Consider the following 24,229-nt stretch of genomic DNA (forward strand, 5'->3'; position numbering starts at 1 on the left):
CTTTTTTATTTTTAGATCAATACATTATTTGCTGAACTTGAAGTAATTCATCAATCCGTTGGTGGAGCTGTCATACTCGGTGGACTCCTTGCCATCGTCTAGCTGAGGCAGGATCTTCTTGGCGATTTGCTTGCCGTATTCCACGCCCCATTGATCGAAAGAGTTGATGTTCCAGATAATGCCTTGCACAAATATCTTGTGCTCATAGATAGCAATCAGCTTACCCAGCATCCTTGGGGTGAGCTTCTCGAACAAGATTGTGGTGCTGGGTCGGTTACCTTCAAAGACCTTGTGAGGCAGTAAGGTTTCCAGCTCTTCGCCACTGAGACCTTGTGCAACCAATTCAGCCTTGGCTTCATCCAATGTCTTGCCTTGCATCAATGCACTGGTTTGTGCGAAGCAGTTGGCAAGCAAAATCAGGTGATGTTCGTTGCCGCCTTTGCCCACACTATATTGGCTTTCCAGCGGCATCATGAAGTCGCAAGGAATCAGGCGATTGCCTTGGTGGATGAGCTGATAAAACGCATGCTGGCCGTTGGTGCCAGCCTCACCCCAGATGATAGGGCCAGTGGTGCATTGCACGATGCGGCCATCGCGGGCAACGAACTTACCATTGCTTTCCATATCTGCCTGCTGCAGGTAGGCAGGAAAGCGTGCCAGTCCTTGATCGTATGGCAGTATGGCAACACTGTCTGCACCAAAGAAGTTGTTGTACCAAACACCCAGCAAAGCCATGATCACAGGAATGTTTTGTTCCAGTGGTGTGTTCTTGAAATGCAGGTCAATATCATGGCCACCTTGCAATAGTTCCTCAAAATGGTCCATGCCGATGTAAATGGCAATTGATAATCCAATCGCAGACCAGAGCGAATAGCGTCCGCCCACCCAGTCCCAGAATTCAAACATGTTGTCAGCATCTATACCAAACTTGCTGACTTCATTTGCATTGGTGGAAATGGCAACAAAGTGTTTTGCAACGTGTGCTTCATCCTCGGCTGCTTGCAAGAACCATTGGCGCGCGGAGTGCGCATTGGTCATGGTTTCTTGGGTGGTGAATGTCTTCGAGGCGACGATGAATAGCGTCGTTTCTGGATCGCATTGCTCCAGTGTTTGTGCAAGGTGGGTGCCATCAATATTGGAAACGAAATGGACGTTCAGGTCAGCTTGAGCATAAGGTTTGAGGGCGCCGCAGACCATCACTGGGCCAAGATCAGAGCCGCCGATGCCGATATTGACAATGTCAGTGATGCGCTTGCCTGAGTAGCCTTTCCATGCGCCAGAACGGATGCCGTTGCTGAATTTGCGCATTTGCGCCAGCACACGGTTGACCTCGGGCATGACGTCCTTGTCGTCAACATATATAGGTGTGTTGCTGCGGTTGCGGAGGGCGGTGTGCAATACGGCACGGTTTTCGGTGAAGTTGATCTTCTCGCCGGCAAACATGCGGTCACGCCATTCTTCTACCTTGGAGTCGCGTGCCAGCTTGAATAGCAGCGGCAATGTCTCATCGGTGATGCGGTGCTTGGAGTAGTCCAGCAGCAAGCCTTCGGATTTCAGGGAGAATTTTTCAAATCGACGCCCATCCTTGGTAAACATATCCCGCATTTGCAGGGGAAGGATTTCTTGATAGTGGGCGCTAAGGTCATGCCAGACCGGACAGTTTGTTGGGTTTGTCATTGCGGCTTATAGGTTTATTGGTAATCTTTTTAAAGTGGGTTGGTCATCGCGTGTTGAGGTATTGGCGTAAGCTGGCATGTCAATCCGAACAGCTTGCTGCATATAAATGACCAGATTCAATCCTAATGATTCTATTCAATTCTGAGTAAATAGACAATTTTAGTATGTGGGGCATTATTTTGAGGGTAATGGCGCGATGCAGGTTGTGATTGATTAATTGATATTTTTTAGCTATAGTTGCGGGTTTTCCACCTTGCCTTACCGTTGCGCATACGGGAGGCTGTTAATCCAAAAGGAGTTTCTATGCGACATTATGAAATCGTTTTTATCGTCCATCCGGACCAAAGCGAGCAAGTGCCAGCGATGATCGAGCGTTATCGCACACTGGTGACTTCCAATGGCGGTACTATCCATCGCCTGGAAGATTGGGGCCGTCGCCAACTGGCATACCCAATCCAGAAAATCCACAAGGCACATTACGTGCTGATGAATATTGAAGCTAGTCAAGCAGTGTTGGATGAGCTTGAGCACGCATTCAAGTTCAACGATGCAGTATTGCGTCACCTGACACTGAATACTAGCGAAGCAGTCACTGCGCCATCCCCAATGATGAAGGAAGAGAAGTCCAAGTCATTGTTGGCTAAGGATGATGCTGCCCCTGCAGCAGAGCAAGCTACAGCTTAAGTAGTGAGTTTAAATCGGCTGGAGTTGAGTGGCGAGTTCGCGCAAGTTGCCGAACTGCGATACACCCCAGCAGGAATACCAGTATTGAGTTTCGTCCTGAAACATTTATCTGAACAGGTCGAAGCGGGAATGAAGCGCAAGGTTGAATGTGATGTGTCCAGTGTGGCCATAGGGCCGTTGGCACTGGAAGTGCAGGAGATCAATTCGGGTACCCAGGTGAAAGTCACCGGGTTTCTGGCAAAGCGCAGTCTCAAAAGCTCACAACTGGTATTGCATATACAAACATTAGAAAGAATTATCTGAAAGGTTTTTATCATGGCACGTGACATGTTCAAACGCCGCCGCTACTGCCGTTTCTCGGCAGAGGGCATCAAGCAAGTAGATTACAAGGATGCTGATCTGTTGAAGGATTTCATCAACGAAAATGGCAAGATCATCCCAGCTCGTATTACTGGTACCAAGGCCAAGTATCAGCGTCAGCTGACTACTGCAGTGAAGCGCGCTCGCTTCCTTGCTCTTCTGCCATATACTGACAAGCACTAAGAGGTGACACCATGCAAATTATTTTGTTGGAAAAAGTAGTTAATCTGGGCAATCTTGGTGACATCGTTAAGGTAAAGGACGGCTATGGTCGTAACTTCCTGATCCCTCAAGGCAAGGCCAAGCGTGCAACTGAAGCTAACAAGGCTGAATTTGAAGCGCGTCGTGCAGAACTGGAAAAGCAACAGGCTGAGCAATTGGCTGCTGCACAAAAGCGTGGCGAAAAGCTGGCTGGCTTCCTGCTGCAAGTGTCTCAAAAGGCAGGTGTGGATGGTCGTCTGTTCGGTTCTGTGACTACTGGTGATATTGCTGAAGCTCTGACTGCCCAAGGCTTTGAGACTGCTAAGGCTGAAGTTCGCCTGCCAGACGGTCCTTTGAAGGTGATTGGTGATCACCAAATCAACATTGCGCTACACCACGATGTTGTCGTTGAAATCACGGTTTCCGTACTCGGCGAATAAAATTAGACAAGGCTTTTACGCCATTGAAAGGGCTGCTTCGGCAGCCCTTTTTGTTTTTTGTCGACGACTTATATTGCAGTGCAGCACCAAGCCATAAGCCTAATTGCTATAATGCGCCATGGCTGATGACACACTAGAATCCCTAAAACTTCCCCCGCATTCCGTAGAGGCCGAGCAATCCGTATTGGGCGGCTTGTTGCTTGAAAATGAAGCGATGGATCGCATCGCGGATGTTCTCGGGCCTGATGATTTTTACCGGCATGACCACAAGCTGATTTTTCAGCATATCGGCCGCCTGTTCGAGCGCAGCAGGCCTGCGGATATTGTAACCGTAGCAGAGTCGCTGGAAAACTCTGCTGAGCTTTCCAGCGTGGGCGGCTTGGCATACCTCGCGGCATTAGCGCAGAACACGCCGACCGCAGCCAATATTCGCCGTTATGCCGAAATCGTGCGTGAACGCTCTGTGATGCGCAAGCTGGTTGAAGTTGGTTCCAATATTGCCGAGAGTGCTTACAACCCACTGGGGCGCGATGCCCAGCAATTGCTGGATGAAGCCGAGGCCAAGATTTTCCAGATTGCCGAAGGCGGCAAGCGCTCGACGCAGGGTTTTCTGGATATGAAGACCCTGTTGCCTCAGGTGGCTGACCGCATTGATTACCTCTACCAGCGTGACAATCACAGCGATGTGACGGGTATTCCTACCGGCTTTACTGATCTGGATGGCATGACCTCAGGTATGCAACCGGGCGATTTGATCATCGTGGCAGGGCGTCCATCCATGGGTAAGACTTCCTTCTCGCTGAATATTGCCGAGAATGTCGCCCTCGATACTGGCAAACCCGTTGCGGTATTCTCCATGGAAATGGGTGCCACACAGCTCGTGACGCGTATGATTGGTTCTATCGGCAAGCTTGACCAGCATAAAATGCGTAACGGTAACCTAGAGGACGAAGACTGGGTACGTTTGACAACGGCGCTGGGCAAGCTCAATGAAGCGCCTATCTTTATTGATGAGGGTGCAGGCCTCAGTTCTTTTGAAGTTCGCGCACGTGCGCGCCGGTTGCACCGGCAAGTAGGCGAACTTGGCTTGATCGTCATTGACTACTTGCAGTTGATGACTGGCACATCCACAGGTGGCAAGAGTGAGAACCGTGCCACGGAAATTTCTGAAATCTCTCGCTCGCTCAAGGCCTTGGCGAAAGAGCTGAATGTCCCTTTGATCGCTTTGTCACAGCTTAACCGTAGCGTGGAGCAGCGCCCGGACAAACGCCCGGTCATGTCGGATTTACGTGAATCCGGGGCGATCGAGCAGGATGCTGACTTGATTTTGTTCATCTACCGCGATCAAGTCTATAACCCGGATAGCCCGGATAAAGGTACTGCTGAGATCATCATCGCCAAGCAACGTAACGGCCCAATTGGGCGCGTGCGCTTGACCTTCCTGGGCGAAAATACCCGCTTCGAGAATTTCGTTGGGCAATATCACGATAACTATGATGAGTAAGCATGCGCGCAACCAAGGCGACAATTGACCTAGGCGCTTTGCGCCATAATTTACAATTGGTGCGGCGTCATGCGCCTGCTTCCAAGGTATTGGCTGTGGTTAAGGCTGATGCCTATGGGCATGGTTTGTTGCGTGCCGCACCTGGCCTGGAAGATGCCGATGGCTTTGGCGTGTTGCGCCTGGGCGAAGCATTGGCTTTGCGTGAAGCGGGGTATAGCCAGCAGTTATTGTTATTAGAGGGCGTATTCAGCGCAGATGAGTTAGATGCTGCTGCCATGCATGATGTCAGCATTGTGGTGCATCATGATGCCCAACTAGCCATGCTGGAGGCGAAGGCCGCAACACTGCCCAAGCCTGTTTCAGTGTTTCTCAAAATGAACAGTGGCATGAACCGCTTGGGATTTAAGCCGCAGACATATAACGCTGCTTTGCAACGGCTTGAAGCCTGCCCAGGGGTAGCTGCTATTCAATTGATGACGCATTTTGCGACAGCAGATGATGAGGGCGGTATTGCTAGCCAGTTAGGTGTGTTCGATGAAGCAACTGCAGGTACATCTTATCCCGTAAGCCTGGCAAATTCAGCCGCTATCTTGCGCTTCCCGGAGGCGCATCGCGACTGGGTCAGGCCAGGTATTATCCTTTATGGTGCCACACCGGTAACTGGTGTGACGGCTGCCAGCTTCGGTTTGCAGCCAGCCATGCATTTCACGACTGAGGTGATTGCAGTTCAAACCCTGGAGCCCGGTGAAATTCTCGGTTATGGCGCTAGGTTTACTGCTACACAAACCACCAGGGTGGCGATTGTAGCCTGCGGTTATGCAGATGGTTATCCACGCCACGCCCCCAATGGCACGCCTATCGCAGTTGATGGGCAACTGACACAAACGCTGGGCCGTGTTTCCATGGATATGCTGGTCGCGGATATCACTCACTTGCCCAATGCTGGTGTCGGTAGTGTTGTTGAGCTGTGGGGCGGGCTAGTCCCTGTGGATGCCGTGGCAGAGGCGGCGGGTACGGTTGGATATGAATTATTGTGTGCCGTGGCGCCACGTGTAGTGTTCAAGGTGACGGGCTGATGGCAAAAGCAAAAACGGTATATAGCTGCACCGAATGCGGTGGGCAAACCCCAAAGTGGCAAGGGCAGTGCCCTTCCTGCATGGCTTGGAATACACTCGTTGAAAGCGTAGTTGAAACTACCACCAGTCAGAACCGCTACGCAGCTCTTGCCCAATCCAGTGGCTTGCAAAAGCTAGCTGATGTCGAAGCGGCAGATGTGCCACGACATCCAACAGGTATCCATGAGTTTGATCGTGTCCTCGGTGGCGGCTTAGTACCCGGTGGTGTAGTGTTGATTGGTGGTGATCCAGGCATCGGTAAATCTACCTTGCTGTTACAGACCTTATGCCATATCAGCAGTGCACGTAAGGCGTTATATGTGTCGGGAGAGGAGTCCGCACAGCAGATTGCCATGCGCGCCAAGCGATTAGGCCTTGACGCCGGGCCGGTAGAGCTATTGGCCGAAATCAGCCTGGAAAAAATCCTCGCTACCTTGCAACAACACAAACCCGAGGTTGCGGTAATCGACTCAATACAAACCCTGTATTCCGAGGCTTTGCAGTCTGCTCCTGGTTCCGTAGCGCAAGTACGTGAGTGTTCCGCGCAACTGACACGTTTTGCCAAGCAGGCTGGCGTCACCATGATCCTAGTTGGCCATGTGACCAAAGAAGGTGCATTGGCCGGGCCACGTGTGCTGGAGCATATTGTTGATACCGTGTTGTATTTTGAGGGTGACCAGAACTCCAGCTTTCGGTTGGTGAGGGCTTTCAAGAACCGCTTTGGTGCCGTGAACGAGCTGGGCGTATTTGCCATGACGGAAAAAGGCTTGCGCGAGGTCAGCAATCCTTCCGCCTTGTTCCTGTCGCACCATGCCGAAGAGGTAGCAGGCTCCTGTATTACTGTGACGCAGGAAGGTAGCAGGCCTTTATTGGTGGAAGTGCAGGCATTGGTTGACGAGGCCCATGCGCCTAATCCCAAGCGACTGTGCGTTGGTTTGGAACAAAACAGGCTCGCCATGTTGCTCGCTGTCTTGCACCGTCACGCCGGGGTTGCCTGCTTTGATCAGGATGTATTCATCAATGCAGTGGGCGGTGTGAGAATCAGTGAGCCTGCGGTAGACCTGGCCGTATTGCTTGCTATTGTTTCTTCGCTGAAAAACAAACCCCTGAACAATAAATTAATCGTGTTTGGCGAGGTCGGTTTGGCAGGGGAGGTTCGCCCAGTCCAGCGTGGACAGGAGCGCTTGCGCGAGGCAGCCAAGCTTGGCTTTACTCATGCGATTGTGCCCAAGTCTAACTTGCCTAAACAGGCGATTGCTGGCATGGAGGTCAAGGGCGTTGAGCGTCTGGATCAGGCCTTGCAGTTATTGCGTAATGGTTGAGAGCTAGTTAATTGATAACGCAATGATTTGGCAGCATTTATGATTTTTTGGGAGCTTTATCAACATAGATTGCATGATAAAAATAAGCGTTTTTAGCCAAAACACTTGGTCTGTTCCGGAGATTTAATATATAATCCGGCCTCGTTTTGCGGAGAGGTGGATGAGTGGTTTAAGTCACCACCCTGGAAAGGTGGCACAGGGGCAACTCTGTCGAGGGTTCGAATCCCTCCCTCTCCGCCAGGATATTAAAAAGCCCCGATCATTGATCGGGGCTTTTTTTATTTGTGCAGAGCATTTGTTGTTTCCTTTTCTTGCATGGGTGCTTATTCAGTAGGCATGGTGCTGTTATCCATCTCTGGCATATAAGCAAATATCCAATCGATATAGGCTTTTTTCTTTTCAAAGTCTTGGTAGGGTGCAGGGAAGTTACGTGTTTTGAAAGGGCGTCCCCCTGATAGGCTGTAGATGCCCATAATACCGCCGCTTGGGGCGTAGAGCAGGCCCCAGCCTTCTCGTTGTGTCACGGGGTCGATATAGAGCTTGCGCAGGTGGCGTTGCGGGTTGGGGAAGCGGTCATCTTTCAATAATGATTCCAGTGTGGGAGGGAATTGCTTCACCATGCCGGGCGATAAATTGTAATAGCTGCCTATGGCCTTGCGGATGGTATCGCCGACCTTGAGCAACTCTTGCTCGCGTTCACGTCTTTGCATGTTGCTCCAGCGGTTGCCTGCCTCTGCCAGCGCCAACCCCATGAGTAGAATGACAAATAGCGCTCCTATCAGCGCCATGCCTTGTTGCTTACCACTCCGCATAGTAGCTGCCGTCCAAGGCCATGGCTTCCGAGCCACTGCGAATATCGTAGACCTGACCGGGAATATTGGCGTCATCCGGTGGGACAAGGAGCCAGGTTTCTGTGCTTTCGGTGATGGGGTCTTCCGGGATGGCGCGTAGGTATTTGCGCTGCACAAGGTCGAACAAAGTGTCTGGGTAACGCCCGGTATCGCTATAAAACTTGTCGATGGCATCGCGCATGACAATCAGGTCGTGCTTGAGCGAGTGTTCGCGGGCGCGGTCTATGCTGGAGAAGTAGCGCGGCGTGACAAGGCTCAGGAGCGTGGCGATGATGGCTAGCACCACCAATACCTCGATCAAGGTAAATCCTAGTCTTTTGTCTGTTGCTCTCTCTCGCCTTGGTTGCATGCTTACCATTCCCGATAAGGCTGCTGGTTGAGCCCGGTATCGCTGGAAAGGGAGTAAACGTCGTAGACGTCATCGCCCTCTGCAGGCTCTTCAAACGAGCTGGTGTAGCTGCGTTTTCCCCAGCTCGCCTCGTTGCTTAATTCCGGATCGGGTACAAATGGGTCACGCGGAATGCTGCGCAGGAAATGTATCTTGCGTTTCTTGGGATCACGCGGGTTTTCCACGCCCTGCACCAGTATTTGCAAGTTGGGTGGGTAGCCAGTTTGGCCTGGGCTTTTCTTGATCAGGCCGTCATCCACGGCTTTCTTGTAGGCATCGATGGCATCACGCAGTTGCCAGAGGTTGCGCTTGAGTTCCTGCTCTTTGGTTCGCTTGGCTGTGATTTGCATGACAGGCGCAGCCGAGCTTAGGATCAGCGCCAGTAATACTAGCGCCACCATGAGCTCGATCAATGTAAAGCCGGAGGGTCTTTTCGATGACGGCTTCATCGTTGCTCGTCCGGGCTGGCAATATCCTCCACGGGCCGCATGACAGAACCAGCAAATGAACGGTCCGACTCTGCACGTTCTGCCTGGATTTCCTGTGCGCTCTTCACCGGGGCAGCAGGTGCAGCTTGGGCGGTGACGGCGGCTGATTCTCCACTGCTACGTCCAGAGCGTGATGCACTGCGATCAATGCCAGCGGGAAATGCAGTGTAGACAGCACTTTCGGGAGTGAGGTTGTTGATGATGCGCGGAGTGATCAGCAGGGCAATTTCCTTTTTGCTATGGTCATTGTTACGGTCACTAAATAGTTTGCCGACCAAGGGCAGTTTGGACAGTCCTGGTACGCGATTGGAAACTTTTTGTTCATCGTCGCGCAGCAGGCCGGCAAGAATTTGTGTTTCACCATTTTTCAGGCGCAGGATTGTGCTGGCATTGCGGGTGCCGATGGTATAGGTCACAGTCCCCGAGCTGGTAGTCATGCGGTCTGTCTGGTTGCTTACTTCCAGACCAACCTTGATTGACACTTCGTCGCGCAGCAAAATTGTCGGCTCAACGTCGAGCTTGATGCCGACCTCAATATAATTCACTGTTTGTGAGACAAAGCCGGTGGAGTTGGCGACGCTGGTGAGTACGGGGATGCGGTCACCAACGTGTATCTTGGCCTTTTCACGGTTCTTGACGCGGATATGCGGGTTGGCGAGCAGATTGGTATCAGTGTCCTGCTGTAACAGATTCAAGGCCAGCACAGGGTCGCTGATACTAAACACCCCGAGGTTGGAGTTGAAGTTCTTCAGCTCATTGATTGTGAGTTTGCCTGGAGAGAGGGTAGTAGTGCCATTCACTGTATCGCGCCCTTGCACGCCTATGCTGGCCGTTGTCGGGTAACGGATACCAATGTTTTCCAGGCTGCGGCGATTGATCTCCAGCACTTCCACTTCCAGCATGACTTCTGGCTCTGCCATGTCTTGCGACATGATGAGTTTTTCTGCGGTGCGGATCGCTTCAGGCGTGTCGCGCATTACCAGTGTGTTGAGCTTCTCGTCGATATAGATATCCTTGGTTTTGACTACCGTCTTGATCATATTCATCAGCTTCTTGGCATCTGTATTGCTGAGATAGAAGCTACGTACGAAGGTCTCCTGGTATTCCTGGCTCCGGCTCATTGGATAGATGAGCAGGGTGTTGTCGTTAAGGACTTTCTTGCCAAGTTGGTTACTCGCGAGGATGACGTCAATGGCTTCCTCAATAGGAGTATTGCGCAGGAAAACACTGGTACGCTGGTCGCCGCGTAGTTCCTGGTCGTAGGTAAAGTTAATTGCCGCCGCTTGGGAGATAAACTCGAATACGGATTTGATGGCGACATCCTTGAACTCAAGCGAGATGGGGCGCTTGAAGGCGGAGCGGATGTGGGGCGGGTTCACTACTTTATCCATGCGTTTTTGCTCGATCTGCTCGAATAGCGCACGTGCACTGCGGTTGCTGGAATCTTCTGCCAATACGGTGCGGGCCAACAACTGTGCACCTTCCCAATCTTGTTTGGCTAGCATGTCATCTGCACGTTGCAGCATGGCTTCATGTGTGGCCGCGATGCGTATCTGATGAATACCGTTTTGCGCACGCTGGTTTTGCCCATCCAGCTCCAGTACGTGCCGGAAAGCGATCTCGGCCTCGCCCCAGCGTTGTTGCTGCTTGAGCTGGTCCGCGTCCCGTAATTGGATAGCAAGCTGGAGATCTTGTTGTTGCTTCAGATAGTTGCGGTATTCCGGGTTGTCGGGAAAAGTCCGCACCAGGCTTTTCAGTCGCTCTATCCCAGCCTCTGTCTGCCCGGCGTTGATCATATCCCTGGCTTGCTGTAATTCCAGGTTGCCTTGGTTTTGCCGCATTTCTGTAGATGAACAAGCGACCAGCATGATGGCAAGCAATACTGTGCTGAGTTTTGTCATGGTGTGCAGTGAGGTGTTCAATGGTGTTCTCCAATCAGCAATGGCACATCAGCACGTAATGGCTGATAGCTCAATATCATGCGGTTTGCGTCAATTTCCTTGACCTTCCAGTCGCCGACGGTATCCCCGGTCTTGACGCTCATGTTCTTGTCTCCCATCGAGAGGAAGACAGTGTATTGCCCGTGATCTTCCAATTTGCCTGCATAAGTGAAAGGTACGGGTGGGATCTCCATGGCCTGCTGTACGATGGGTTGTTCAGGCAGTTCGGCTTGTGCAACGATTTGGGCATGACTGAATAGATTGTGCTCGCTGTCTTGCCAAGGCGTACGTTGCAACTGCCTCATATCGAGCATGGGTGTATCTGAGTGTTTAACGCTACCGGCCTGCGTTCTTGTAGTTTGGGCTGCAACAACACGATGCTGTGCGGCGGCAACCTGCACGGTATCGGCTTCTTCGTCGTGCAAGGCTGTCCATAACGTAGTCGCTAGCGTGATCATCAAGCCTGCCCAAATCAAGCGTTGCCTTTGCACTGGCTTCATTGCTTATCCTTGCGCAGGTAAAGTGTGAGCCTGAGCTTGGCTTCCACTTGATCGCTCATCATGTCTTCCCGCTTGAGTGCAATATCATTCAGGGCTGCCGAGGGCAGGGTGGCCATGACTTCTGCAATAAAGTGCCGGATATCCAGATAGCTTCCATGCACAGGTAGGCTGAGTTGATACTTCGAGAATGAGGCTATAGGTTGTCGGCTCAGGGCATAATCGACTTTTTCTGGCACAAGCCCATGCTTTTCTGCAATATCCAGCACCTGATTCAGTAAGGTGGTGGCTTCATGCTCGGGCGGTAGAAATTGGTAGAAGGTGTTGAGAGAGGCTTGCGGCGAGCGATCTATCCACTGCCCTTGATGCTGCGGCATGGCATGGTGCATGTCAGCAACATCCAGTTGGAGCTGCTGTAGGGCCCTGGCTTGGGGCCACGCATAGGTCAGGGCAATGAGCAGGCAAGCGAACAATAGGCCAAAGGCCAGCTTGCTCAAACCATCGAGCTGGCTAATGCGGTAACGTAATTTGTCTATCTTGCCAAAATTCATGGTTGTGGCACCCATGCGGCCTCCACGACAAAATGTACCGGCATGGGCTGATCGTGATGAAACTCATGCGACATGAGCAAAACATCATTAAAAATAGGCTGTTCGGACAGGCTACGCACATACTTGAACATATTGACGACTTCATTGGTGTTCGCGGTAATGCGCAGCTTGTGCTGCCTTGGATTAGGCTCAATGCTCGCCAACTTGATCTCGTTGTCCTTGATGTTTTCCAGTGCCAGGAACAGCCTTTGCCAAGGTAGGGCGAGTTCATGCATCGCGGCTTGCACAGCAGCGATTTCCTGTTGCTTGGCCTGGCTTTCCTTGCCGTTAAGCTTGGGCATAGCAGTCGGGGCCTGCATCTGTTGCAGGTCGGCATTCAGCCGCTGTTGCTCGGTATTGAGTTGTTGCAGCCAGGCGAACAATCCCAGGCTCGCAACGATGCCTAGGGCAAGCAGTACGATACCCTTGATCGCACGGTCATGCTGGATCGGGGCGTGGTTGATGGAAATGATGGGTAGCATTATTGCCATGCCTCCATGCCATGTTGATCTTGTCGGTGCGGTACGATGTTGTGCACCTTGCGCTGAGGCAGCTGGAGTGATGTGAGGTGATTTGCGCCTGCGGCATAGAACACCACCGGCCACTCGCTATTGTCGACACCGGCAATGATGGACTCCCTGTCCAGCAGTGCCTGCAATTGGTTTTCAATATCGCTTTCTGCTGCATAGCTTTGCAGGCTTAGCCATTGTCCATGTTGAATCAGGGCAACTACTATGCGGTCATTTTCCAACATGACGAAGTTCAAGGCATTGGGTAATGGCGTACGCGCCAGTTTTTGCCTGATGACATTGGCAGCTACCATCAGGTGTGGATGGATATGATGGACAGGTAGCCCGGCCCGGGAAAACTCCTCGCGCAAGGCCTGTAGCAATTTCTCGTCAATTGCACTGGCAAATGTGGAGTGACCATAAGTCATGGGAGTGGTGCGGATATCCCATGCGCGGGCGAAATCACCATAAAGCTGGGTGAAGTAATGCCTGACGAAGGCGCTTTGCTCCTTACGGCTATGCAAGCTGGCATTCCACGGCACGATCGCATAGTGCGCAAATTGGTTGGATACCACTACCTTGGGCTGGCATCCGCGCCATTGCCGTGTTTGTAATTGCTGATGCAAGCTGGCAATGGCTGGTTGCCAGAACTCCCCGCTTGTTGGTGTTTCACTATTCGCCTCCAGGGCAATCTCTTCCCTAGCCACGGCTAGTGGCTTGATGCCACGCTTTATCCTGAGCAGGCTGAGAGAATGGGGCTGAATGAGGACACGCAACTCGTCCCGCCATGGGAAGCTCCATGATGCTGATGGCCAATTAAACGAGCGAGGTAACACGATTGATCTCCTGTAGGGTGGTTTCGCCGCGCTTGACCATCTCGAGGGCGGCTTCTCGCATGCTGCGGGTTCCATTGGCGCGGGCGGCTTCCTTCACCTTGCGCACAGGTTCTCGCGTCACAATGAGTTCGCGGATGCTGTCGTTGAACACTAGTAGCTCGGCTACGGCCTTGCGGCCCTTGTAGCCAGTGCCATGGCACTGTCCGCAGCCTTGGCCACAGCGGAAGCGGTATTCATGAATGGACTCCGGAGCAATGCCAGATTTGCTGATCAATGCAGCATCCGGGGTATCGTTGATCGCACAATGCTGGCAGATGGTGCGCACCAGACGCTGCGCCATGATGCCGTTGATCGCGGAGACAAAGCTGTAAGGGTCGACATTCATATTGGTAAACCGGCCAATGACGTCGAATACATTGTTGGCGTGTACCGTTGTCAATACCAAATGGCCGGTGAGCGCCGACTGCACAGCAATCTGTGCGGTTTCAGGGTCACGTATTTCCCCTACCATGATTTTGTCCGGGTCGTGACGCAGGATAGAGCGCAGGCCACGGGCAAAGGTAAGGCCTTTTTTTTCGTTCACCGGGATTTGCAACACCCCTGGCAATTGGTATTCCACCGGGTCTTCAATGGTGATGATCTTGTCCTGGCCATGGTTGATTTCCGAGATTGCGCCATACAAGGTGGTGGTTTTGCCTGAGCCGGTGGGACCTGTAACCAGCAACATGCCATAAGGCTCTTCTGCCAGCAGGCGGAATCGCGCCATGATCTCGGGTTCGAAGCCCAGCACATCCAGGCTTAATCCTTGTGCTTGGTCTGAGAGCGCCTTGCGGTCAAGGATACGCAATACAGCATCCTCACCGAATACGCTGGGCATGATGGAAACGCGAAGGTCTACCTCGCGCCCCTGCGCCATGACCTTGAAGCGGCCATCCTGAGGAATACGGCGCTCGGCAATGTCGAGCTCGGACATGACTTTGATGCGCGAAACTGCTTGTTCGGCCTGCGTTATGCCGTGAATACTGCCGACATGACTGAGTACGCCATCAATCCGGTACTTGATGCTCAGCCCTTGCGCGTCGGTTTCCATGTGGATATCGCTGGCTCCGGCCTTGAGTGCGTCATATAGCGTGGAGCGCACCAGCTTGACCACGGGCGAAGTGTCTTCGGCGATGGAGCGTAATGAGATATCCTCAATTGCACTAGTGCCGCTTTCGCTATCCGTGTGTTCCGGCAGCAGGCCGTCCATGGCGCGCATGCTTTCCTCAAAGCGGGAGAGGAAAGCAGCAATGTCCTTGCGGTGGGCAATACTCCATTGCGTTGGTTGCCGTAGCAGTTGGTTCATGCGGCTGTAAAGCTGCGCATCGAATGGGTTGGCAAATACCATATGCAGCTTGCCATTCAGATCACGTAAGGCGATACATTCCTGGCGACTGGCTTCGGCAAAGGACAGTAATTGGAAATCCGGCTGCCATTCGTAAAGCTGCAATATGCCCAGCACGGGATAGCGCATGAGCTTACCCAGCGCCTGCATGAAGGCTTCGCTATCTAGCCCGGAAATTTCTTCCAGTACATCCAGCAGCGGTTGTTGGCCTTGCTGTGCAAGTGCACGCGCTTGTTGCACTGTTGCCAGGGTGATTTGGGCTGGGCTGGTTTCAGCAATGGCTTGCAACAGGGGTAGCTTATCCATTGGCTGATTCATTGGATGCTGCCTGCCAGATCGAAGATGGGCATGTACATGAGCACCACCACGATGCCGATGATCAGCCCGATTACTACCATCAACAGTGGTTCCAGCAGGCGGGTAAACCAATCCACGGCGCGGGCGATTTCCTCATCGTAAAAGCTGCCGATGCGCTCCATCATCTCGCCCATGCGCCCGGTGCGCTCCCCGACGCGCAACATACGTAAAGCAATAGAAGTTGTCATGCCATGTTCCTCCATGGCGTTAGATAAGGGCTTGCCCTCGCGGATGTCATGCTCAGCCAATTGCAACTGGTGCCGCAGGCTGGGTTGCAATAAGGATGCGACCATCTGCATACCGGTGACCAACGGGATGCCACCTTGGAGCAGCATACCCAAGGTGCGGTAAAAGCGGGCAAGCTGGTAGATGCGCATGGTTTCGCCCAGGGCAGGTATCTTCCATAATTGTTGTAGCAGAGTGTGGCGCACCATGGGGCGGCTTAATACGATAGCCAACAGGGCCAACACGATGACAGAGGCAAGTAGCGCAAGCTGCCCATGTTCATGCAGCAATCGTCCCCAGCCCAACAGCAGTTGTGACATCCATGGCAGGTTATCGCCTGCACTTTCGTAGATGGCGCTGAAACGTGGCACGACATAGCCCAGCAGGAACAGCATAACTAAGCCTCCTACCGCAATCAGTAATACCGGGTAGATAGAAGCAGTGGTGATTTTCTTTTTCACCGTATCGATCTGTCCTTGATAAGTCACGTGACGGCCTAAAGCCTGCACCATGTCCCCGGTGCGTTCACTGCTGCGGATCAGGGCCACGTAAAGCGGCGGGAAGGTGGCGGGAAATTTCTCCAGTGCGCCAGAGAGCGGCAAGCCTTCGTAAAGCAATGCCAATATCTGCTTGAGCAGCGTGCGCGATTCGGCATGGCCTTCTTTCTCTGCAAGGGCCTCAATGGCCTCTACCAAGCTGAGGCCGGAATCAAGCAGCGATAACAGCTCCTGACTGAATAGCATCAAGTTGAATCTCGGCTTGCGTAAACGTGTGCCTATGCCTGCAGTACCTAATTGCTTCAGTCCGAGCACGCTATACCCCTGGGATTCAGCTTGCAATTGTGCTTGCAGGACGTTGCTGGCCTCCAGGGTTAGCGATTGCACTTCAGTGCCGCGTGCCACTTTAAGCTCGAATTTCATGCGGGGTACGCTCCGTGCAGCCTATTGCCAGCTCACGATATCGGCAGCTTCTTCGGTGCCGCCCAATTGTCCATCCTTGCCGAATGACCATAAGTCGTAATCGCCATGTTCACCGGGAGAGCGATATTGGTAAGCCTTGCCCCATGGGTCTTGTGGCAGGGCTTTTTGCAGGTATGGGCCATGCCAGCGCGACCCATCTGCAGGTGGTGCATTGAGAACTGCTAGGCCTTGTTCCGTGCTGGGGTAGCTACCGGTATCCAGGCGGTATTGATCCAGAGCCTTGCCCAGGGCCTCAATTTGCGCCTTGGCAGTCTTGGCTTCAGATTTGCCGATCTGGGCGAAGTATTTGGGGCCAACATAGCCTGCCAGCAGGCCGATAATGACCATTACCACCAGCAACTCAAGCAGGGTGAACCCCCGATGGCGCAGACTGCGTGTCTGGGAGTTTCTGATGAGCGTATCTGGCGAGTATGTTGCGGGCAGTGGCATGGCGGTATCCTCAAGGTTGCGTTGTTTCAGTGGAGTTGGAGTTGCTTGGTACGAAGCCAGGCACATTAAGCTCAATAAAAGGGGATATAGCCTGACGTAAGCGGATGGTTTCAGGCTGTTCTGTTGGAGGGGCGCTGCTACAGGCGGCCTTGACGTACATCATGGGCGAAGCAGGGCGCTTGGGTAGCCCGATCAATGTAGTGAAGTTGACCCAGTTTTCATTGAGCGAGGCACTTTGCTGCCGGAACTCAGGGGTGATGTGCTCTGTCGAGTCCACGCCGTTGATAGCATTGTGGAAGGCAGGTTCGATCAGTGGCTGGCGCTGGTAACCCGGGCGTTTGTAATACTGGACCGCCGTATAGCTGCGTCCGACACGATAGATAGGCTCGGCACCCGATGCCGTCAGGGCATAGGCAACCTCAACCTCTCGGCCAGCAAAGCCACCGCGGGTAATGTCGGTAATACGAAAATACTGCTTGCCGGGTAGTTGATCGTTGTAATCAGCATCTGCGCTGGAGAATGCCAGCACCCTAGTGCCGTAAATGCACTCGCCACTGGCCTGATTACGCCAGACAATATCCAGCACACTGGCAATTTTTTTATCAGCATACCCAGTCAGTGCGTTTTTCATTACCACTTGGCGGCTGGCGTGTTTCAGCAGGTTAAAACCGGGCAGTGGGGCGGCAATGTCATTGGCCGGGAAAATAGCGCAGGTATTGCTCTGGCTGGGCGTAGGCTTGCGCGGGATGTTGTGGTTCTTACTCTCATCAAATTTACCACTAGCATTGCAGAGAATATAGGCGCTGGTGCCGTCGTCACGCAGCACGCCGCTGATGGGCAATGGTTCAAAGCCTGTAGCAGAGGTAGTCAGGGGAGATAGCCATAATAGTCCGAACCCAGTCGTGGTGAGAATGCCGCTGGCCATCTTGAGCATCGTGCGTAAAACTTGAGGAGTAGGCTTTACGGGCAACATTCAATTCACCGCAAAATACTGGTTCAGGGCGTGTAGTTGGGCCTCGTTGAGCATTCCCGCAGCCTGCTTGAGATTAATGATGTCATTGACTAGCACGTACTGCACACGGCTTAGCTCCAGGCGGCTACGGAATAGTTTCTGCTGTGCGTTCAATACCTCGATATTGGTACGTGTGCCTGCAGCGAAGCCTTTTTCTGTGCCCTCCAGAGCAATTTCGCTGGATTTCACCGCTTGACGATAGGCAGAGAGTGCCAGCAGGCCGCTGCGTATGCTATTGAGGTATTTCTTGGTATTGGCCTCGATGTCACGTGTACGCAGATTGAGCAACTCCTCCGCAGCATCTACCTTGTTGAAGGCCTGACGTACGCTGGCGCTGGTAAAGCCACCGGCGAACAAGGGCATATTGAGTTGCAAGGATACGGTGGTAGTGTCGAAGCGCGAGCCCAAGGTATTGTTACTGTCGTTTTCGCTGAATGAGCGTACACCTACCAGATCCAGCGTCGGGAAGTGGCCAGCGCGCTTCTTTTCGACATCTTGGCGAGCCACTTCGACTGACAAGCGGGCAGCGGTGATTTCGGGATTATTACCCAGTGCCTGTTGCAGCCAGAAATCCAGCTCTTCTGACTCCGGCACTGTCATGGGCAGTTGGGCAGTATTGATCGGCGCAATTTCTTCCACCTGGATGCCAACCATGTTACTCAGGGTCTGCTTGAATACTCCTAGCGAATTCTCCGTGGTGATCAGTTCAGCCTGGGCGAGTTCAAGGTTGGCCTGAGCTTCATTGACTTCGGTAATGGTGCCTTCGCCGTGGTCATAGCGGCGCTGTGCTTGATCGCGCTGTTGGCTGGTGGCCTTGATGTTGCTGCGCAGAACGGTAACTTTTTCTTGCGCGTACAGCGTTTCAAAATAGGTGGCAGCTAGCCGTGTGATCAAGGTGGCGTTTTCCTTCAGGAGCAAGGCTTCCTTGCTCTGCACGTTTGCCTCTGCACCACGATAAGTGGCCATGGTTTCCTTGTTGAACAAGGGTTGGCGCAGGCTCAAGGCATAGTTGTGGATGTCATAGTTGAGCTTGGTATCAATCGCACCCAGGTTGGTTTGCGTGGTACGGTCAGTGTTGCCGCGGCCAACGCTGGCACCAAACTGCACCCGGGGCATGAACAGGGCGCGGCTCTTGTTGATCTCCTCACGTTCAGCGGCCATATTCGCTTCGGCTGTCTTGTATTGCGCATCGTATTGCACGGCTTTTTCGTAGAGGCTGAGCAGGTTTTCCGCTGCTTGTGGCGAACTAGCTGCACATAAGAGCGCTACACCCAGGATGCAACGTGATATAAAGTGGAGCAGTTTGTGAAAGCAATGACTCATGTGGCTAATCCCTTACTCTTCCTTCATCGAGGCGGCAATGCGTTTCACCAGCGGATGCATCAGGTAGGTAAGCAGGGTGCGCTCCCCGGTGCGGATGACTACCTGCACTGGCATGCCAGGTTGCATACGGCGCTTGCCCAGGGTTTTCATGCCTTCTTCAGTGACAGAAATGCGTGCTAGGTAATAGCTGGTATTGTCTGGGTCTACCAGCAAGTCATTGGATACGGTCTTGATCTTGCCTTCCAGTAACAATTGCGGCGTATTGGCAAAGCTGGAGAAACGTATATCGGCATCCTGACCAGTATGGATTTTGTCGATGAGGTGAGGAGGAATGCGTGCATCCAGGATCAAGGGTTCATCGAAAGGCACGATGTCCATGATCTTCTGCCCAGGCTGGATCACCGCGCCTATGGTATGTACCTGCAAGCCGACAACCTGGCCGCTGACAGGCGCGCTGACGGTGACGCGTTGCAATTCATCCCATAATGGCTTGTATTTCTCGGCATCCGCCTGCACGGCAAGCTTGACCTGTGCCATTTCGGTATCAATTTCCTTTTTCTCGGTTTGCTCGCGTGCGGTAATGCGTTGCTGCAACTCAAGAATGGCTTTGCGGCTGCGCAGGATATTGGAATCATTCGTGGCAATCAGCCCGTAGGTTTGTGCCAGCTTTTGTTCCAACTCATTTTGCTGGTTGCGCGGGGCATAGCCTTCGCTGACAAGTTGCTTGATACCCGTCAGTTGTTGCGTCAGCAAATCCACTTGCGAGCGATAACTGCTTGCTACGCCCTGATAGCCCTCTATCAAGGCCTGCTGGCCCTCGATAGATTCGCGCATGGCTTCCACATCGGCACGTAACGCTTGCTGGCGGGCGCGTAATAATTGGGATTGATTCAGCATCAGCTGTTGCACATAAGGGTCTGCTTGCTGCTTGATCAGTTCAGGGTGGAAGGTGATGCTGCCTGCAGCGGATTTTTCTGCCAGCAGGCGGCTTTCATGGGCGAGCAAGCCCAGATAGCGTTGGCGTACTTCATCAAAGCGTGCCTTGCTGGCAGTCGCATCTAGCGTAAACAAGACATCTCCCGCCTTGACTGGCTGGCCTTCGTGCACCATCAATTGGCTGACAATACCGCCTGTGAGGTGCTGTATGGTTTTATGTCGCCCCTCCACGGTAACGACGCCTTCAGTGGGTACCCCCTCGTCCAATGGTGCCAATGCTGCCCAGGCGAGGAAGCCGCCAAAGCCAAGTAGTAGGATGATCAGCCCCAGTTTTGTTGTGCTGCGTTCATGCCCGATCTCATTTCCCTGTTCATGCAGGGGTACTACATTGGAGGTGGGTGCAAGCATGCCGGGCAATGTGTGTTGTACAGCTTGAGTCATGTTGTTCATCCCTAGAGCCTGTTCAATATCTTTTCATGGGCACGCATGGCTCCAAAATGCGTCCGATCAAGGCGCAGTCCGCAGGTAATGCTCATTGCCTTGCCAAGGGCTGCAACGTAGAGCGGGCGCGTTTTGGAGCTATGCCCGTAGGGTTGCCCCGGCAGCGCAGCCGCTGCTGCGTTGCAAATCCTCGCCGGGCAATAAGCACGTCTGCGGTTTGCGCCTTGCATCACCTGCCCTGCCGGGGCAACGTGCCCATGAAAAGATATTGAGCAGGCTCTTGTGCCACCTTGCTTGCCGGGCTTTGCCTGGCATGATTGATTTCCGCAAGCACTTGTTCACGCGGGCCATGCCACAGCATGTTGCCTTGGTCGAGTACCAGTAACTTGTCCGTGATATTGAGGATATGTGTACGGTGCGAGACGAGGACGATGCTCTTGCCCTGGTTTTTCAGCAGCAATAGTGCGGTGATCAGGCTGGCTTCGCCCTGATCGTCAAGGTGGGCGTTGGGCTCATCAAGCAGCAGGATGGCGGGTTGCTGGTAGATCGCCCGCGCCAGGCCAACTAGCTGGCGCTGCCCACCTGAGAGCACGGGTGCTTCGGCGCTCAATCGGGTGTCATATCCCTTGGGCAAGCGCAAAATTGCCTCGTGAATGCCTGCGGCTTGTGCAGCCTGTATCACTTTCTCAGGTTCCGGCTGCGTAAATCGCGCAATATTTTCGGCAATACTGCCTTCCAATAAGGCGGTTTCCTGCGGTAGATACCCGATGGCTGAGGCATAGAGGTTTGCGGGCAAGCGAGAAAGCGCAATGCCGTCGACCAATATCTCGCCCTCGCGCTGATCGCAGGTGTTAGCAAAGCAACGTAGCAGTGTGGTTTTGCCGGAACCAGAAGGGCCGAGGACGCCGAGAATCTCGCCGGGCTCGATCTCAAGGTTGAGCGGTTTTAACAATGGTGTGCCATGATTGGTCTTTACCGCCACCTGCACCAATGACAGCCTGCCCTTGATAGCCTCATTTGGCGTTACCAGTTGGGTAATGTCGTCATGATCGGTGCCAGTGGCTAGCAATTGGTCGATGTTGCCTGCTGAAGTCTTGGCTTGGATAAATTGCTTCCAGGTGCCCACGATCACGTCAAATGGCTGTAATGCTCGCGCGATCAGCACATTGGAGGCAATCATCGCACCAATGGAAATGTCTCCCTTGACCGCTAGTAGGGCTGCCATGCCCAACATGCCGGATTGCATGGTATAGCGGGCAAACTTGTTGACCTGCTGATTGCGGCTTTGTACCTCGTTGGTTTTTGCATCCAGCGCGTGCCAGCGGCCCTGAATGGCTAACCAGCGCTGCCTGAGCTGTGGCAGCATGCCAAGCACATGCAGGGTGTCAATGTTACGCAGCTTGCTATCGAGGAATTGCAAGCCATGTTGGCGTGCTTCTGCTGTATCCGCTAGTGGTTGCGCAGTGCTACGCTGGTTCCACAGTGCAAGGCCAAATTGCACTATACAAAGGGCAATGGCCAAGGCTCCCAGTATCGGGCTGAGGATGAATAACACGGCAATATAGAGCAAGGTCCAAGGCACATCGAAAAAGGCAAACAAGCCGTTACCAGTGATGAAGTGGCGAATGAATGTCAGGTCCTGCATGGCTTGCTGTGTGCCTTGTGCTGCTTGCCTCGTCAGGCCTAGCGAAAACAGCCTAGACGTCAAAAGCTTGTCGAAGCGCACTCCTGCCTTGATCGCGACCAGGGAGCGTACCCAGTCGGAAAATGCCATCACCAGGAACAGGAAGAGGGTGATCAAGGTCACTGCCAGCAGTGTCATCTCGCTACGGCTCAGCAATACACGATCGTACAATTGCAATAGATACAGCGTGGGAGCGAGCATCAAGACATTGGTCACCATGCTGAACAGGGCAATACTCCAAGCTTCATGCTTGAACAATGCCAAGTAACCGCGCAGGGAGATGGGCTGGGTGCTCATGTCTGCTTCCTTTGTGGAGTGGCAGCTTGTTGCAACGAGGCTAATACTTCCTCAGTCTTGCCATAGCGGAGCACTTGGCCTTTCATCATCACCATCATGCTTTCGGCCATATGGCGGATGCCTTGCAGATGGCTGATGATGATAAAGGTGGTGCCTTGACTCTTGAGCATGCGCACAGCTTGTTGCAGGCATTGCTCACTAGCCTCATCCAGGTTGGCATTGGGTTCGTCAAGCACCACGATAGTGGGTTTACCATACAAAGCTCTTGCCAGGCCGATGAGCTGCCTGCGACCACCTGATAGCAGGTAACCTTCATGGCCTATGTGGGTATCAAGCCCATCGGGCAAGCTCTCTATCCAGGTCTGTAATTGCAGCAGCTCAATGACCTCGGTCAGCTTGGCATGGTCTGGCGTGCCAAAACGGCAGATATTCTCGGTAATGGTGCCATCCAGCAATTCAATGTCTTGCGATAGGTAACCCAGGTATGGCCCAAGCTCGGCCTTATCCCATTGAAAGATGTCTACGCCATTGAGTCGCACCTTGCCCGTACTAGGCTGTAATAGGCCTACCAGCAATTTGGATAATGTGGTTTTGCCAGAGGCTGAGGGGCCGGTGATGAGTAGCAATTCGCCAGGACGCAGGCGGAACTGGATATTACGCAACATAGGCTCGCGGGCGTTTTCTGTCAGGGAATAGCTGAGGTTTTCCACCGTAAGCTCGCCTGTTGGTGCTGGTAATGCCATGCCTCCCTGTTTGGTTGGATGCTGCTCTAGAAGCTCATTCAGGCGGTCATATGCCTGCAGGCCATTGGCAATGCTGCGCCATTGCGCGATCAATTGGCTGAAGGGGGCCAATACGCGTGCAGCAAGAATGGATGCAACGATCATCATGGCCGCGCCGTTGATCAAGGTTTGGCTGATCACCAGATAACAACCTAGCCCTAATACCAGAGAGGTGAGGCTAATCTGGAGAAACTTGGAATATGCCGCATGTTGGCCAGCAATCTCCGAGGCATTCGCCTGCTTGTCGAGAAAGGCTTGCTGTTTGTCTTGCCAGCGGGTTTCTAGTGCCGCTTGCATGCCCATGGCACGTGCCACTTCTGCATGCTGCTGGATATTGCTGAAATAACTCTGTGCTGCCAGTGCATGCTGGTTGGCCTCTTGCAGCAGTGGCTGCACGCGCATCTGGTTCAGCAGGGCGATAATGGTTTGTACTGCCAATCCAAGTAGGGTCAGGTAGCCCAGGCTGCTATGAATAAAGAAAATAGCGACAAGAAAAATCACGATAAAGGGAATATCAATCAGGCCTAGCAGGGCAGGGGAATAGAGCATTTCCCTCATGCTGCGATAATCGGCAAATACACGCTGCGCAGGGAAGCCGGCATTGCTTAGCTTTGCTGCGAACGCTGCATTGAAAATAGGTTGGCTCAAGGCTTGATCAAACCGGTTGGCGGCTTGCAGCATCATGCCGCGGCGCACCCATTCCAGGCTTTCCATGATCAGGTAAATAAAGATCACCATCATGGTGAGCATGAGCAAAGTCGCAAGATTACGGCTGAAAATCACCCGGTCATAGACTTCGAGCATGTACCACGATGGTGCCAACACCAGCAGGTTGGTAAAAAAACCGAAGAAAATCACTCGATGAAAGAGAGAGGTAAGATCCATCAAGGATTTCTTCAGTACAGCGGAGTTATTATTTTTAATCACGTATGCAGTATTCCTGGTGAAAATCAGGACACTGCCGGGCCGGTGTTGCC

General features: G+C 53.0%; 24 protein-coding genes and 1 tRNA gene. 8 read left to right on the forward strand and 17 right to left on the reverse strand.

Translation table 11 applies throughout. The features are described from left to right. Positions 1 to 24: 24 nt before the first annotated feature. A complete protein-coding gene (gene pgi / locus LG202_RS03905; RefSeq protein ID WP_230347104.1) occupies positions 25 to 1,677 on the reverse strand; it encodes a glucose-6-phosphate isomerase in 1,653 nt (550 codons plus the stop codon). Between the two features lie 303 nt (positions 1,678 to 1,980). On the opposite strand from pgi, the gene rpsF reads away from it, so the two are divergent. From rpsF to LG202_RS03945, 8 genes are all read left to right on the forward strand, one after another. Next, the gene (gene rpsF, locus LG202_RS03910) at positions 1,981 to 2,361 is read left to right on the forward strand and encodes a 30S ribosomal protein S6 (protein ID WP_230347105.1); all 381 of its coding nucleotides are present in this window, start codon (positions 1,981 to 1,983) and stop codon (positions 2,359 to 2,361) included. 3 nt (positions 2,362 to 2,364) lie between these two features. Beyond that, positions 2,365 to 2,664 carry a primosomal replication protein N gene (gene priB / locus LG202_RS03915; protein ID WP_230347106.1) on the forward strand — a complete coding sequence of 100 codons (300 nt, stop codon included), beginning with the start codon at positions 2,365 to 2,367 and terminating at the stop codon, positions 2,662 to 2,664. A 12-nt stretch (positions 2,665 to 2,676) separates the two neighbouring features. Next, positions 2,677 to 2,904, forward strand: a complete 228-nt coding sequence (rpsR, locus tag LG202_RS03920) for a 30S ribosomal protein S18 (RefSeq protein ID WP_230341869.1) — start codon at positions 2,677 to 2,679, stop codon at positions 2,902 to 2,904. A gap of 11 nt (positions 2,905 to 2,915) precedes the next feature. Beyond that, on the forward strand, positions 2,916 to 3,362 hold the full coding sequence (gene rplI / locus LG202_RS03925) for a 50S ribosomal protein L9 (RefSeq protein ID WP_230347107.1): 447 nt from the start codon (positions 2,916 to 2,918) through the stop codon (positions 3,360 to 3,362). A gap of 118 nt (positions 3,363 to 3,480) precedes the next feature. Beyond that, the gene (gene dnaB, locus LG202_RS03930) at positions 3,481 to 4,866 is read left to right on the forward strand and encodes a replicative DNA helicase (RefSeq protein WP_230347108.1); all 1,386 of its coding nucleotides are present in this window, start codon (positions 3,481 to 3,483) and stop codon (positions 4,864 to 4,866) included. A gap of 2 nt (positions 4,867 to 4,868) precedes the next feature. Further along, positions 4,869 to 5,942 (forward strand): alanine racemase, encoded by a 1,074-nt coding sequence (gene alr, locus LG202_RS03935; protein WP_230347109.1) that lies wholly within the window; start codon positions 4,869 to 4,871, stop codon positions 5,940 to 5,942. After that, the gene (gene radA, locus LG202_RS03940; protein ID WP_230347110.1) at positions 5,942 to 7,303 is read left to right on the forward strand and encodes a DNA repair protein RadA; all 1,362 of its coding nucleotides are present in this window, start codon (positions 5,942 to 5,944) and stop codon (positions 7,301 to 7,303) included. Before alr ends, radA begins: the two co-directional genes overlap by 1 nt. 150 nt (positions 7,304 to 7,453) lie before the next feature. Then, positions 7,454 to 7,543, forward strand: a tRNA-Ser gene (locus LG202_RS03945). An 83-nt stretch (positions 7,544 to 7,626) separates the two neighbouring features. On the opposite strand, the gene LG202_RS03950 is transcribed toward LG202_RS03945, so the two are convergent. The 16 genes from LG202_RS03950 to LG202_RS04025 form a co-directional block, all read right to left on the reverse strand. Continuing rightward, positions 7,627 to 8,091 carry a type II secretion system protein gene (locus LG202_RS03950; RefSeq protein ID WP_459724464.1) on the reverse strand — a complete coding sequence of 155 codons (465 nt, stop codon included), beginning with the start codon at positions 8,089 to 8,091 and terminating at the stop codon, positions 7,627 to 7,629. Positions 8,092 to 8,101: 10 nt separating this feature from the next. Beyond that, positions 8,102 to 8,503 carry a prepilin-type N-terminal cleavage/methylation domain-containing protein gene (locus LG202_RS03955; protein WP_230347112.1) on the reverse strand — a complete coding sequence of 134 codons (402 nt, stop codon included), beginning with the start codon at positions 8,501 to 8,503 and terminating at the stop codon, positions 8,102 to 8,104. Positions 8,504 to 8,505: 2 nt separating this feature from the next. Further along, positions 8,506 to 8,991 (reverse strand): type II secretion system protein, encoded by a 486-nt coding sequence (locus LG202_RS03960; RefSeq protein WP_230347113.1) that lies wholly within the window; start codon positions 8,989 to 8,991, stop codon positions 8,506 to 8,508. Then, positions 8,988 to 10,931 carry a secretin and TonB N-terminal domain-containing protein gene (locus tag LG202_RS03965; protein ID WP_230348036.1) on the reverse strand — a complete coding sequence of 648 codons (1,944 nt, stop codon included), beginning with the start codon at positions 10,929 to 10,931 and terminating at the stop codon, positions 8,988 to 8,990. Before LG202_RS03965 ends, LG202_RS03960 begins: the two co-directional genes overlap by 4 nt. Before the next feature lie 17 nt (positions 10,932 to 10,948). After that, positions 10,949 to 11,470, reverse strand: coding sequence for a hypothetical protein (locus LG202_RS03970; protein WP_230347114.1), 522 nt, complete (start codon positions 11,468 to 11,470; stop codon positions 10,949 to 10,951). Next, on the reverse strand, positions 11,467 to 12,033 hold the full coding sequence (gene pilO, locus LG202_RS03975; protein WP_230347115.1) for a type 4a pilus biogenesis protein PilO: 567 nt from the start codon (positions 12,031 to 12,033) through the stop codon (positions 11,467 to 11,469). The genes LG202_RS03970 and pilO overlap by 4 nt, the downstream gene beginning before the upstream one ends. After that, complete coding sequence (locus LG202_RS03980) at positions 12,015 to 12,548, reverse strand: hypothetical protein (RefSeq protein ID WP_230347116.1); 534 nt, start codon at positions 12,546 to 12,548, stop codon at positions 12,015 to 12,017. Before LG202_RS03980 ends, pilO begins: the two co-directional genes overlap by 19 nt. Further along, positions 12,539 to 13,342 (reverse strand): hypothetical protein, encoded by an 804-nt coding sequence (locus tag LG202_RS03985; RefSeq protein WP_230347117.1) that lies wholly within the window; start codon positions 13,340 to 13,342, stop codon positions 12,539 to 12,541. The genes LG202_RS03980 and LG202_RS03985 overlap by 10 nt, the downstream gene beginning before the upstream one ends. Positions 13,343 to 13,382: 40 nt before the next feature. Beyond that, entirely contained in the window at positions 13,383 to 15,104 is a 1,722-nt protein-coding gene (locus LG202_RS03990; protein WP_230347118.1) for a GspE/PulE family protein, read from the reverse strand. Then, positions 15,101 to 16,288: a type II secretion system F family protein gene (locus LG202_RS03995; RefSeq protein ID WP_230347119.1), complete on the reverse strand. Its 1,188-nt coding sequence runs from the start codon at positions 16,286 to 16,288 to the stop codon at positions 15,101 to 15,103. The genes LG202_RS03990 and LG202_RS03995 overlap by 4 nt, the downstream gene beginning before the upstream one ends. A gap of 21 nt (positions 16,289 to 16,309) precedes the next feature. Then, the gene (gene gspG, locus LG202_RS04000; protein ID WP_230347120.1) at positions 16,310 to 16,777 is read right to left on the reverse strand and encodes a type II secretion system major pseudopilin GspG; all 468 of its coding nucleotides are present in this window, start codon (positions 16,775 to 16,777) and stop codon (positions 16,310 to 16,312) included. A 10-nt stretch (positions 16,778 to 16,787) separates the two neighbouring features. Further along, a complete protein-coding gene (locus LG202_RS04005) occupies positions 16,788 to 17,750 on the reverse strand; it encodes a hypothetical protein (protein ID WP_230347121.1) in 963 nt (320 codons plus the stop codon). Continuing rightward, the gene (locus tag LG202_RS04010) at positions 17,751 to 19,112 is read right to left on the reverse strand and encodes a TolC family outer membrane protein (RefSeq protein WP_230347122.1); all 1,362 of its coding nucleotides are present in this window, start codon (positions 19,110 to 19,112) and stop codon (positions 17,751 to 17,753) included. Between the two features lie 12 nt (positions 19,113 to 19,124). Further along, positions 19,125 to 20,498, reverse strand: a complete 1,374-nt coding sequence (locus LG202_RS04015) for an HlyD family type I secretion periplasmic adaptor subunit (RefSeq protein ID WP_230347123.1) — start codon at positions 20,496 to 20,498, stop codon at positions 19,125 to 19,127. A 220-nt stretch (positions 20,499 to 20,718) separates the two neighbouring features. Next, a complete protein-coding gene (locus tag LG202_RS04020; protein ID WP_230347124.1) occupies positions 20,719 to 22,470 on the reverse strand; it encodes a type I secretion system permease/ATPase in 1,752 nt (583 codons plus the stop codon). Then, positions 22,467 to 24,179, reverse strand: a complete 1,713-nt coding sequence (locus LG202_RS04025; protein ID WP_230347125.1) for a type I secretion system permease/ATPase — start codon at positions 24,177 to 24,179, stop codon at positions 22,467 to 22,469. Before LG202_RS04025 ends, LG202_RS04020 begins: the two co-directional genes overlap by 4 nt. Positions 24,180 to 24,229 lie beyond the last annotated feature (50 nt).

The organism is Methylobacillus methanolivorans (assembly GCF_054588515.1).